This is a genomic window from Chitinophagaceae bacterium, assembly GCA_016717285.1.
In the GTDB taxonomy this organism is placed as follows: Bacteria; Bacteroidota; Bacteroidia; order Chitinophagales; family UBA10324; genus JACCZZ01.
In genome coordinates this window covers 369,978-383,576 of sequence record JADKFU010000002.1, presented here as the reverse complement: position 1 = coordinate 383,576, position 13,599 = coordinate 369,978, and the positions used below count along the sequence as shown (strand labels likewise).

The 13,599-nt window shown below is 40.2% G+C and carries 9 protein-coding genes; 4 read left to right on the top strand and 5 right to left on the bottom strand.

The genetic code is table 11. From position 1 onward, the window contains the following. Positions 1-5: 5 nt before the first annotated feature. From IPO83_04720 to IPO83_04705, 4 genes are all read left to right on the top strand, one after another. Entirely contained in the window at positions 6-1,556 is a 1,551-nt protein-coding gene (locus IPO83_04720) for a DUF853 family protein (protein MBK9730585.1), read from the top strand. A 301-nt stretch (positions 1,557-1,857) separates the two neighbouring features. After that, entirely contained in the window at positions 1,858-2,586 is a 729-nt protein-coding gene (locus tag IPO83_04715) for a 3'-5' exonuclease (GenBank protein ID MBK9730584.1), read from the top strand. 174 nt (positions 2,587-2,760) lie between these two features. Further along, a complete protein-coding gene (locus tag IPO83_04710; protein MBK9730583.1) occupies positions 2,761-5,481 on the top strand; it encodes a right-handed parallel beta-helix repeat-containing protein in 2,721 nt (906 codons plus the stop codon). 126 nt (positions 5,482-5,607) lie between these two features. After that, positions 5,608-6,999, top strand: coding sequence for a hypothetical protein (locus IPO83_04705; protein MBK9730582.1), 1,392 nt, complete (start codon positions 5,608-5,610; stop codon positions 6,997-6,999). Between the two features lie 176 nt (positions 7,000-7,175). On the opposite strand, the gene IPO83_04700 is transcribed toward IPO83_04705, so the two are convergent. From IPO83_04700 to IPO83_04680, 5 genes are all read right to left on the bottom strand, one after another. Continuing rightward, positions 7,176-8,135, bottom strand: a complete 960-nt coding sequence (locus IPO83_04700; GenBank protein ID MBK9730581.1) for a hypothetical protein — start codon at positions 8,133-8,135, stop codon at positions 7,176-7,178. Continuing rightward, on the bottom strand, positions 8,132-9,307 hold the full coding sequence (locus IPO83_04695) for a hypothetical protein (protein MBK9730580.1): 1,176 nt from the start codon (positions 9,305-9,307) through the stop codon (positions 8,132-8,134). Before IPO83_04695 ends, IPO83_04700 begins: the two co-directional genes overlap by 4 nt. Positions 9,308-9,473: 166 nt before the next feature. Further along, complete coding sequence (gene purE / locus IPO83_04690; protein MBK9730579.1) at positions 9,474-10,007, bottom strand: 5-(carboxyamino)imidazole ribonucleotide mutase; 534 nt, start codon at positions 10,005-10,007, stop codon at positions 9,474-9,476. A 67-nt stretch (positions 10,008-10,074) separates the two neighbouring features. After that, positions 10,075-11,241, bottom strand: coding sequence for a 5-(carboxyamino)imidazole ribonucleotide synthase (locus IPO83_04685; protein MBK9730578.1), 1,167 nt, complete (start codon positions 11,239-11,241; stop codon positions 10,075-10,077). A gap of 196 nt (positions 11,242-11,437) precedes the next feature. Then, a complete protein-coding gene (locus IPO83_04680) occupies positions 11,438-13,483 on the bottom strand; it encodes a M13 family metallopeptidase (protein MBK9730577.1) in 2,046 nt (681 codons plus the stop codon). Positions 13,484-13,599: the final 116 nt, after the last annotated feature.

The window sequence follows — 13,599 nt, the reverse complement described above, 5'->3', positions numbered from 1 at the left end:
ATTGAATGGCTGATCAACAAAAATTCACTGAAGAGCTGGATGCTTCCTATAATTTTCCCGGTACAGCAATTACGTTAGGTGCAGGAATTATTGATGGTGATTGTACAACCAATCACCTGGTGAAGATTCCATTGAAAACCCTTAATCGCCATGGCTTGATTGCAGGAGCAACCGGAACAGGCAAAACAAAATCGTTGCAGTTGCTCGCCGAAGGTCTTTCCGCCAATGGTGTTCCCACTTTACTCATGGACATTAAAGGTGATCTCAGCGGAATTGCCATGGCAGGCACCATGAATCCAAAAATTGACGAGCGTTTAAAAAAGATAGGAACAAACTGGACACCATCAATTTTCCCGGTTGAATTGCTGAGCCTTTCATCGCAAGAAGGTGTGAGATTACGTGCCACTGCTTCAGAGTTCGGACCAGTGCTATTGTCAAAAATATTGGACCTGAATGAAACACAGCAAGGTGTCTTGTCAATGATCTTCAAGTATTGCGATGACAAAAAACTTCCGTTGCTTGATCTGGAGGATCTTAAAAAAGTGATTCAATATATTTCCGATGAAGGCAAGTCAGAAATTGAAAAAGATTATGGCGCCATTTCAACAGTATCTGCAGGAACCATTTTACGCAAAGTGATTGAACTGGAACAACAAGGTGCAGGAAATTTTTTCGGTGAACCTTCCTTTGATCCACACGACTTGTTACGAACCGATAGTAATGGTAAAGCCTTCATAAACGTGATCCGTTTGACGGATATTCAGGATCGACCTAAGTTGTTCTCCACTTTCATGTTGTCGTTGCTTGCTGAAGTATATAGTTCCTTTCCTGAAATTGGCGATGCCGATAAACCCAAGCTGGTATTATTTATTGATGAAGCGCACCTGATATTTAACGATGCTTCCAAACAATTGCTGGATCAATTGGAAACCACTATTAAACTGATTCGTTCAAAAGGTGTAGGCGTAATTTTCTGCACACAAAACCCGCAGGATATTCCGGCAGCCATTCTCAGTCAGTTGGGATTGAAGATTCAACATGCATTGCGTGCCTTTACAGCAGCAGATCGCAAAACAATAAAAACCGCTGCGGAAAATTTTCCCGAATCTAAGTACTACAAAACAGACGAACTCCTCACACAATTAGGCATCGGTGAAGCGCTCGTTACTGCCTTGAATGAGAAAGGAATTCCTACCATGCTCACTGCTACTTTGATGTGTTCACCTGCTTCAAGGATGGACATTTTGAATGATGAAGAAATAAAAAAACTGATTCAGCAATCACAATTGGTGCGCGTCTACAACCAGGTGCTCGATCGTGATAGCGCATTTGAAATACTTAACCGTCGGATGCAGGATGCAAGTGAAGAACGGAATGAAGACAACGGAACAAAAGACGAAAAGAAAAAAACTGTTAAAGCAGAGCCCGGAGCTTTTGATAAATTATTAAAGAGTCCTGTCATCAGATCAGTTGGTGTGGCCGTAGCCGGAATGGTGACCCGGAGCTTACTGGGAGCCCTTGGATTGAAAGGAAAATCGAGGAGCACCAGGAGATAAAAAAATTGAGTAGCGACTTCCATTCTTTACTGCAAAAAGCAAATTAACAATCCGAAACCTTTCCTTTTTATTTTTCGGATTTACTTTCTATATTGGGCTGTCATTTATCTTATATCAACAAATTCTTTATCCGTTTATAAACAACTCATCCATCTTACTTTTCTTTTCATCACTTTTTTATTTAAGGCAACAATAAAAATGCCTTGTACACTTATCCAATAGAAAATCATTAACCTGACCTGATTCTGTTTTTATAAGTCCGTCTATTTTTTATCATCTATTATAAATCCTCTAAACGCTTATGTTAAACAATTTACATTTCGAGCAATTAATCTGTCTCGATATCGAGACTGCACCCGGATATTCAGTTTTTGATCAGCTACCGGAAGCGTTAAAAGAACTTTACCTGAAAAAATCAGAACGATTGAAATCGGAAGGGGAAACTCCCGAGGAACAGTATTTCAATCATGCAGGTATCTATGCAGAATTCGGGAAAGTAATTTGTATTTCACTCGGCATGTTCAGAAAAGAAAAAGAAACCGGGGAATGGCATTTCAGGTTAAAATCCATTTATGGTGATGATGAAAAACAATTACTGCTGGAGTTTGCCGGATTGTTGCAGCATTATCACCAATCGAAGCACTTTCAGTTTTGCGGACATAACATCCGAGAATTTGATGTCCCCTATCTCTGCCGCAGAATGCTGATTCATGGAATTCCACTACCTGCCCTACTGGATATTTCCGGCAAAAAACCATATGAAGTAATAATGGTTGACACCATGCAACTCTGGCGTTTCGGTGACTATAAACATTTTACATCATTAAAATTGCTTGCCACACTCTTCGGCATTCCATCTCCAAAAGATGACATTGAAGGAAAGGACGTTGGCCGGGTTTACTGGGTTGAAAGGGATTTGCAACGCATCGTGAATTACTGTCAGAAAGATGTGGTGACTGTCGCGCAACTGGTGCTTCGTTTTAAAGGACTTCCACTGATGAATACTGAAAATATCCATTTGAGTGAGTAAAAAATATTGAACCATTTTTTTATCCATCGTCTACCTGATCTTTATTTATATGGTGCAGGTTGATAGCTGCATTTTAAGAGGTGTGAAATAATGTGAAGCATCTTTTAATCCCTGGAGAAGATGCAATAGATTTGATTTTATAACTTTAACCTGATCACAGAATCAAAATGCTAAATGAAAAAATTATTCACGGGTTATTGTTTGCTATTACTATTGCTCGTTAATTCATCATTCGCCACTAATTATTATTTTTCAAACAACGGCAACGACAGCAATATTGGCACTTCCACTACTGAACCCTGGCAAACGATCAATCAATTGAATACAGTACAATTGCAACCAGGTGATAGTGTACTTTTTCTCACTGCAAATACTTTCCGCGGTCAAATCACTGTTTATAACGGTGGTGATGAATCCAATCCTGTTTACTTCGGAACCTATGGAGGAATTGTTCCGGCCATCATTACAGGTGCAGAGATAGTAGCAAACTGGAGCCCTTTTTCGGATACTGTTTATACAACTCCTTTTTACAACACGCCTGCTCAACTATTCGCAAACAGTAGCCGTATGGTGATTGCCCGGTATCCTAACAGCGGTTATTTGATTCATCAGATGGGAATTGGTGATACAGGGTTTGTTGATACCACTCTTACTCAGGCAGCACATTATTGGGATAGTGCCGGCATCCGGATGCGGACAACCAACAGGCTTTATGAATACAATCGCGTAAGCCGATTTTCCGGTGACTCCATCTATTTTGTAAACAACTCATTTGTTGCCATCGAAAACGGTTACGGCTATTACCTCGATAATGTTTTCCTTGAACTGGATACTGCCGGAGAATGGTATTACGATACTAACACGCAACTGCTATATTTTTATCCGCCTGCGGGGACTGATCCGAACCAACTAGTGGTGGAAGCATCGATATATGAATATGGAATTCTATTTGAAAATGGTGCGGGCTACTGTACCATTGAAAATCTGCAGTTCGAAAAATGTTCAAAGTCAGGAATTGCTTCACCGGGATCAGTTACGCAACTCATTGTGAGAAACTGCCAGTTCATTTCACAAGGTGAGGATGGCATTGCTCTGATGAATGGTGCATCTGAAAGTGAAGTAACAGGCTCGCTGTTCAAAAATATTGCAGGTGCCGCTTTTACTGCAACTCAACTTTCTGCCACATTGATTGCTCACAATGAAATAAGCAACATCGGACTTTATGCCGGATATGGAATCAATACCCTGCAGCAGGGCATTGGAATTTCGATTGATGAAGGGAATGAGGTTACCGTGTCTGAAAACAACATCGACAGCACTGGTAATTCTTCGGTGAATGTAAATGGACTGAAGATGGTTATTGAAAAAAATAATTGCACGTATTCCTTGCTTCATTTTAATAACCAGGGAAGCATTTACAGCTATGGAAGCAATTCTGATTCTGTAATTATAAGAAGCAACATCGTTCAATATGTTATCGGAAGCAATGAAGCCACTTCGAATGCACCTATAAACGCGAGCGGAATTTTTCTTGATGAGCAAACGAATCATTACCAGGTAGAAAATAACACGGTTGCTTTCGCCAATTCTTATGGTGTATGTTTATTTCACGGTGGTACCGATCATATGATAAATGGAAACGTAATTTTTGGCTGCAATAATGGAGCGCTACGATTTGAAGAAGGTATTATTGGATCGAACAACAACCATATTGTTACAGGAAATACTTTCTACTCATTGAACGAATATGCTGATATCGTTTCCATGATTTCGACAGTGGAAAGCTTTGCGCCTGCATCCTTCGACAGCAATTACTATTTCAATCCGTATAATTATTTTTCTGTAAGAAAACAGTTGCTCACTTCACCGGAACCTCAGGACCATTATTACACACTTTCGCAGTGGAAAAGTATCTATGGTGGCGACAGCGGGTCAAAGGAGACTTTCTTTTTTCGCAACCGGTTCATTGCAACAGATTCTATTGGAGCTAATCTCATAGATAATGGCGCATTTACTAATAATACCGATGGTTGGAACAATGGAACTCCAGACAACCTGTGGTTACTACTCGACAATACAACTCTTCTTGATTATGGATGCATGAAATTAATAACGTTCGACGATCAGCCTTATAATTATGGTGAAGCATATTACGGAGGCGTCACGCTTGAAAGTAATGGATTCTATCAACTACGTTTTAGTTGTTATTCAATGAAAGAAGGAAATATAGGATTGTTTCAGAAGCAATCAGAATTTCCTTATCTCACAATTGCTCTTGCAAGATATTTCCCATTTTCTACCGTGCGCAAAGATTATCAAACCGTTTTCTCATATGATGGGAATGGCGAAATAAGTCGTCTTGTTACGCATCTTTTGTATGAAGACTCAATAATATGGCTGGATAACTTTTCTATTATTAAGACTGATGCACTTTATGAAGACCCACTAAAAAAGTCGAGACTGTTTGTTAATAGCAGCGCAACGACTATAGTGTACGATTTGTCGGATTCTGTTTTTTACGACCTTGATCAAAATACCGTGACTGGCCAATTATTAGTGCCACCCTATTCATCGACGATTCTTATTTTTGACAGTTCATTGATTACAACGAGCCATGAACCTGTTGCACCTTCGCCCAATCATTCCACTTTGTTTATTTATCCTTCACTAACTACCGTGAATGACGGAATTAATATTGCATGCGATAATTTATCAGATCAGAATTGTGTTATCAGCATAACAGATTTGCAAGGGAGACAGGTTTTCACAAAAATATTTCAGAAACCTTTGCAACTAAACCATATTCAATTGCCTGCTACTCTGTTGCCCGGCGCCTATTTCGCAACTATGGTTGCTGGAAAATATAATGCTACGGGAAAATTCATTCTGAAATAATTCGAATTGAAATTTCAAATAACTTCGATTGGAAACAGCTTTTTATTATAAGAAAGCTCTGTTTATTAATCCTGATACGCCAAAATTTAGATATACTTGTTGTAAATTATTACCTTCTTAAAGTCGGTGAAAAAAAGTTTTCAATCAATATCATTTCTGTCCTGCTGGTTGATGGCAGTGGTCTTTGTCTGGACCACCCTAAACCTTGGGAATTTTCGTGGATGGCGCTCACCCATCAGTTACGATGTAACAAATTATTATTGCTACCTACCGGCGATTTTCATAGAGAAAGATCTATCGCTAAAGTTTTATGATGCACATCCTGAATGGTACGTCCAAAAATATTTGCCGAACAAAGCACCGAATGGCAACAATGTGATAAAGATGACCATGGGTGTGGCATTATATTATGCTCCGTTTTTTTTTATAGCTCATACTTATGCTTTACTGTTTGGCACACCAGATGGATTTTCCACTCCTTACAGGTTAATGTTGCTCTTCAGCAGCATTTTTTTTACCACGCTGGGAATGTTCTATCTCCGCAAAATACTGCTGAACTATTTTAAGGAAGGAGTAACAGCGCTTGTATTGCTAAGCATTGGAATTGGCACCAATCTTTTTTATTATACTGTTCACGAACCGATGAGCCATGCTTACCTGTTTTTTACTTTCATCCTCATCATGTATTTCACTATCAAATGGCACAAGTCTCAGGAATGGGCAACTGCTGCTAAACTTGGTTTCTTTATCGGCTTAGCCATTCTTATCCGTCCGACAGATGGAATAATTATATTAATTCCCCTGCTTTATGGAGTAACCACCTGGGACGCCTTCAAAAATAAAATCATCCTTTTGACCAGGCACTGGCATCAACTTATTTTACTGACCTTATTTCTCTTCTTACCCTTGTTTTTCCAAATGCTTTATTGGAAAAATATGACCGGGCAATGGATTTTCTTTTCGTATGTAGGTGAAGGTTTCCTCTGGAAAGAACCGATGATACTCGATGGTTTATTTAGCTATAGAAAAGGATGGTTTATATATACACCAATGATGCTATTCGGATTCTTCGGATTGGTATTCCTGTGGAAATATTGCCGTGTGTTTTTCCTTCCAGTTTTACTGTTTACCATCATAAATATTTATGTAGTGCTAAGTTGGTGGTCGTGGTGGTATGGCGGCAGTTATGGATTGCGCGCCTTCATTGAAAGTTATGCTTTACTTGCTTTGCCGATGGGTGCATTCTATCAACAAATGTTCAAAGTAAAATGGAGCAAATACGCTCTCCTTCTTATCACCTTACTACTTTGCACAATCAGTCAAATTCAAACTTTTGAATACCGGCATGCCATCATTCACTACGATTCCATGTCAAAAGATGCTTATTGGTTTGCATTTCTACGGATCAAACTGAATGAGTCGGAAGAGAAAAAATTGGAATCGCTTCTAGTGGCACCTGATATGGAGCGCTTTGAAAAGGTCAGAACCAAAAACGAAGTAGCTCCACCCGAAAAGTAGCTATGGTGAATGAGGAATCAGAAAGTTATTCATCACAAATGCCCCATCTTTTCCAAATTCATAATATACGTCCGTGTCAAGTGGTCTTATCAGGAAACGACAAGCGGCGATCTTATCTTCACAGGTAAGCGCGATTTCTATCCTGCTACATTCTTTAGCAAGCACAATTTGAATATTCACCCTCGCCCATCCTTCCAAAATATGGGGGTACTTTTCGCTTGCGCATATTGATTGCTGATGATGTTGCCTGCTGTATTATACTGCAGCACATGCAAATCAGGACTTGCATAATTATTCATAAATAGTTTAAGCCATACTGAAGCATCATAAACCGAATCCTTATTTTCTGACTTCAGCATTCCGTCAAAGAGATTTATGCTTCCGGAATCAGCAGACAGAACTTCACTTAAAAATGATTGCTGATCAGCACTGTATTTAATTACCACAGATGAATCAGGTTTCGATGTGTAATAATTTCCCTCCTGCCTGTTCAGCAACTGATCTCTATTTGAAAAGATATTTCTGACAGTCGTCAATTCTGTTTTGAATGCACTCAATGGTAGAAGATACATCGAATAGGGTCCACGCTGATTGATGAAAGAAGCTTTGCTCAGCAGAAATTTTTCATACGGAGTACGTTCTTCATTCGAAGTAACTATTAAAAATGGTTTGTCACTTTTTAAATCCTTCAGTATTTCCTTTTCCATCAGCGAGTCAGCAGTTAACTGAACCAGTTTTGATGCCTGCGAAACCGATGTTCTGCCAAGATAGCTTGCAACAATTGGAAGTCCCGTATTCAGTGACGCCCAGGAAGACACATACATACTGACCGGATGATCAATCCAAAGTTTTTCTGATCCGATGTGATAAAAAGGCAATGGAAAGATGGCCTGGAAATCATTAACTGTATAACCCTTCTCCGAAAGCCAGTTTGTAAAATTGTCGTCAGAAAAATATTCACGCGCATAACTATTTCCCGGATAGGCATCTTTCAGTGTTTTCAGATTCGACCAGCCATCTGCAAACCAAAACACAAATACAACTACTATAACAATCCATCCGGCCGCTTTAAAACTCCATTGAAAGAATGCATTGATGAAATTAAATAAAACGAACGCAGCGAAAACCGAAATCACATAATAAAAACATAGGCAAACCTGTCGAGTGCCCTGAATTGCCTGATAAACGAAAATTGATTTAACAGCTCCATCATGTTCCACCGCCAGGGCAGGCACATCGAGAATAGCAATACAGGAATGGAGGCTATAACAGCGATAATCAGGAAACCGGGAATGCCGGGAATAATCTTTCTGAAAGTTGGCCGGTGAAAAATAAACAACAAGAGCAGCAAAGAGCATAAAGAAATCGCGATATCTACTGTAATTCCTACATAAGCATATCCTTGTGAAGTCTGACTGATGATTTTAGTAAATCCCAGGTTCTTTAAATAACTCCAGGAAGGCGGATTAAAAACACTTTCGGATGTTGCATAGCTTTGAAAAAATCCATACGGAATCTTTATCCGGTCGGTGACAGGATCAGTTAAAAATATAATTCCTTCAATAAAAACAAATGCAATGAGGACGGTTGCCAACGGCCAGATAGACTGATCACTGATTTTTTTGTTCGAAAAAAATTCAAAGTTCACCGATACCATCACATAACATAAAATAAATGCGCCTGCCATCGCGAGGTAATAAAGATGAGTGAGGCCAAAAAAAATAATGACCGCTGAAAGAACCAATGTCCACTTCACCTTTCTTTTGGATTGCTGAAGATGAAAAAGCAGGTAAAGCAACAGTGGCGTAAAAAAAACATACGCCAAACTGTAATGGCCACCCATCCGCTGCAATTGTGGTGAAACAATAGTGATGGCAATTGCAGCAGGAATTGCAAACCACGATTTCACTTTCAATTCATAAAGAAGCAGGTATAAAAAAACAGCAGATAGTATCAATGAAATAAACATAACATAGTTGATGATGCCAACTGTATAAGCTGAAATATTAAAAAGAGTTGATTGTATGATGCTCATAGCAAATGCCAGCGGAAATTGATTGTCAGTGTACATCACATGTTCACCATACGGATAATTCATCCCGGTAAAATGCAGGCCACCATCATACTTTGCATAGTAAGCCACGGCATAATAATTCCTGATGCCATCTCCGCCGGCTGATAAATAATAATCATTGGGATGCAATACCATCGGACCGAAACACCAGGCAATAACCATTATCATCAGCAAAATCAGGAGCACAAGACTGGATGATTTATGCTGAAGTGAAAATTGCATTCGGTTGGTCATTCGGTTAATAATTGATGATTCCTTTTATGGTGAGATTTTCTGCTCTTACAATGCTGCATGAAGTATACCTTGAAGTCAATTCAGCCCTGACAAGGCTTGGCTTTATGCTTCAATATTTATCATTGGAAAAAAAATAATAAACAGTCACCCTCGCACTGCAGCCATATCAATCATGTTCTTTCAGGTATTCTTTATATCCTGAATGCTCCAGTTCCTGCGCCTTGTCTTCTACGCTATTTTTTAGTTTGTTTTTGTAGGCAATCAATTTTTCCGAGAGGATACCACCATCAGTAAGTGCCAGGATCTGCAGCGCAAGTAAACCAGCATTAAATGCCCCGTTAATTGCAACAGTAGCTACTGGAACCCCTTGCGGCATTTGTACAATCGAATACAATGAATCAATTCCACTCATGGCTTTCGATTGCACCGGCACGCCGATAACAGGAAGGTGTGTTAAGGATGCAACCATTCCGGGTAAATGTGCCGCGCCGCCGGCTCCCGCAATAATTACTTTAATTCCCAGGCCGGCAGCAGATTTCGCAAAGCTCATCATTCGTTCCGGTGTGCGGTGCGCGGAAACAATGGTTAGCTGGTAATTTACCTTGAATTCTTCCAGTATGGAAGCTGCTTCTTTCATTACCTGCAAATCACTGTCGGAACCCATGATAATGGCTACCTGCGGTTGTTCATTATTTGTCATATTCAGTTACTTGGTGTGAAGAAAATCTGAAAAATTAAAATCCCACATGCAAACCGGGTCGCTTGATTTATGATTCAGTTGCACCTGATTTTCTTATGCTGCAGTGGCGCTGCACCCACTTCGCTTTTTTCCTTGCTTCTTTTACTGTGCCAGCAAGAATAGTAATGTGTCCTAGTTTTCGCATGGGCCTTGATTCCTTTTTTCCATACAGATGAACGTACACACCCTCCATTTTTAAAATGGCATCATATCCATCCAGATAATACGGTCCTGAAAAATCCATTGGGCCGAGCAGGTTAATCATCACCGCAGGTTTAATAAGGGCAGTGCTTCCCAATGGAAGACCTAAGAGTATCCGCAATAGCTGTTCGTACTGCGAGGTATAACAGGCTTCAATAGTATGATGGCCACTGTTGTGGGGACGCGGTGCCATTTCATTTACATACCAACGGTCAGCGTGATCCAAAAACAATTCGATAGCAAAAAGTCCTACACCGCTCATGGATTCTACTACATGGGTTGCAATCTCAGTCGCTTTCTTTAGCAAATTTTTTTTCAGTGAAGCAGGACAGACCAGCATCGTAACTAAATTGGCAACAGGATCAAATTCCATTTCCACTGGCGGGAAACAAGTAATTGCGCCTTGTTTATCTCTTGCAACGATTATGGAAATCTCTTTTTTACAATCAATAAATGCCTCAAGCACTGCCGGAGTTTTAAAAGGAATATTTCCGAGCTTTAAAACATCATCGGCATTCATTACCTGCACGCCTTTGCCATCATATCCTTCTTTTCGCGATTTCGCCACAAATTTTTTCCAGCGAAAAGATTTAATTACCGCTGCCCATTCTGTTTCATTATTTACCAATTGAAATTTTGCAGTCGGTATATTATGATCAGCGTAAAATTGTTTCTGCAATCCTTTGTCCTGAACAATTTGAAGAATTTGCGGAGATGGAATCAGCGTCTTGCCTTCCTTCTGCAATTGAAACAAAGGTGCTGTATAGATATGTTCGATCTCGTAGGTAAGCACATCTGCTACCTCGCCCAAGCGCCTGATTGGGCCGGCTTCGGCAATGCTTCCAACAATGTGATCGTGGGCAATTACTGATGCGGGACAATCTTTATCTGCATCCACAATGATGCAATCAATATTATAACGCAACGCTTCTTCAATAAACATACGGCCAAGCTGTCCACCGCCAATCACTCCTATCACCGGTTTATTTTTCATAAGGTCAGCAGCGCTTCTGCGCCAATGCAAAGGACGCAAAGGATTCGCAAAGACACAAAGAATACTGTTTAAAATTCCAAACCGGCTTGTTTGAAATGAAAACATCCCGACGTGGCCGGGATGTCTTCTTACTCATTGAAATTCTAATCGTTTCTTATTGATGGTTTACTTCAATGGATACCTACATTAATTACTGCTACCATACTTTACCACGAACAGAATCCGGACGATACATTTTGTCGCCTTCTTTCACACCAAATGCCTGGTAGAATTCGGGCATATTGGACAGTGTACCGATTACGCGATATTTACCAGGTGAATGAGGATCCATCACTAACCTGCGCTTTTGTTCTTCCGGACGAAATGATCCTGCCCAGACTTTTGCAAAGCTGATAAAGAAACGCTGATCAGGTGTAAGCCCTTTTATGATCATGGTATCCTGTGAATTTTTCGGAGCAGCATTCTTAAACGCGTTATAGGAAATAGTCAGTCCGCCCAAATCCGCAATATTTTCTCCTTGAGTTAATGCGCCATTGATGAAGAAGCTATCAATCGGAGAATAAGTGTTGAATTGTTCAGTGATAAGTTTTGTACGGGCATCATATTGTTCTCCATCTGCTTTTGTCCACCAGTCTCTCAGGTTACCTTCCGCATCATAACGTCTTCCCTGGTCATCAAAACCATGTGTAACTTCATGACCAATCACAGCACCGATGCCACCGTAGTTTACAGCATCATCACCATCAGCATAAAAGAAAGGAGGTTGAAGAATAGCAGCAGGAAATACGATTTCATTATTTACCGGGTTATAATAAGCATTCACCGTTTGTGGTGTCATTCCCCATTCAGTGCGGTCAACTGTAGTTCCCAGTTTATTGAGGTTTCTATGGCTTTCAAATTCAATGGCACGGGCTACATTCAGGATAAAAGGGCCCTTGTCAATTTCCACCGTTGAATAGTCGCGCCACTTATCAGGATACCCTACTTTGATTGTAATCTGACTCAATTTCTTTTGTGCATACAGCTTGGTGCTGTCTTGCATCCAATCCAGTTTTGCTATTCGTTCACTGTATGCATCTAAGAGATTGTGTATCATCTCGAGCATTCTTGTTTTAGACTCAGGTGCGAAGTTGGTTTTCACATATTCCTGTCCAACCAATTCCCCGAGGCAATAATTTTCAAGATCCTGTATGCGCTTCCATCTTGGATCGATCTGTTCTATTCCACGAATGGTTTTGCTGTAAAAATTAAAATCTTCCGCTGCATAAGCGGCGCTCAGATTTGATGCTGCTCCATTTATTAAATGGAAAGTAAAGTAGGTCTTCCAATCCTCAATGCTCACTGATTTCAATGCTTCATTTGCTTGCTTCAAATACAATGGCTGACTTACAATCAGCGAGTCAAAGTTTTTCAGCGAGAGAGATTTGAAATAGACATCCCAGTTAATAACCGGATAATTTTTATACAAATCTGCTACTGACATTTTATTGTAAGTCGCATATGGATCACGCTGCTGAACTCTCGTCATCGAAGCTTTTGCCAGACCTGTTTCAATGCCAATAATTGCAGCCGCATTTTTTTCTGCCATGGCCTGGTCAACATTCATCATCGTAAAGTATTTGGCAATATGCTTTACGTATTCATCCCTGATCTGCCTGGACTTCGCATCCGTTAGAAAATAATAATCCCTGTCGGGAAGACCAATACCTGTCTGAGTCATATAGAGTATATATTTCTTACTGTCTTTCTGATCCTGCTCTACATAACATGCCAGCAATGCTGTTGAATTTACAAGGTTCGATTGAGCCGTAAACCTGATTACATCGTCAGTGGTTTTAAACGCTGCGATGGAATCAAACCAGGGTTTAAGTGGGGTAATGCCGGCCTGTTCAATGGCCACGGAGTCCATGCCCGTTGAAAAGAAATCTCCCACTTTCTGGGCACTGCTTCCTTTTGCGGCATTCTTATCTGAAGCCGCAGCTTCCAACACCTTCCTTACTTTGCTTTTTACAGAATCATCCACTACCTCAAAAGCTCTCCATGAACTTTCAGTGGCAGGTATGGGATTGTTTTTCACCCATTTTGCATTGATGTACTCATAAAAATCCTGTACCGGACTGTATGATGAATCAAAAGCCGAAACATCAATCGCCGTGTATTCTTTAGGCATCTCTTTTTTAGCAGGTGTGCACGAAATAACGAACAACATCCCTGCGAGGGGAGCAAGCAGTAATTTCTTCATGTAGTAAAGGGAAATGGTTTAGTTGGCAAAGAGTTTGAAAATTAATTCAAAGGAAATGTTTGCGATTAAAAATATCCTATGTCTTATTTTTGGCGCGCAAAGATAACAGGGTTTAC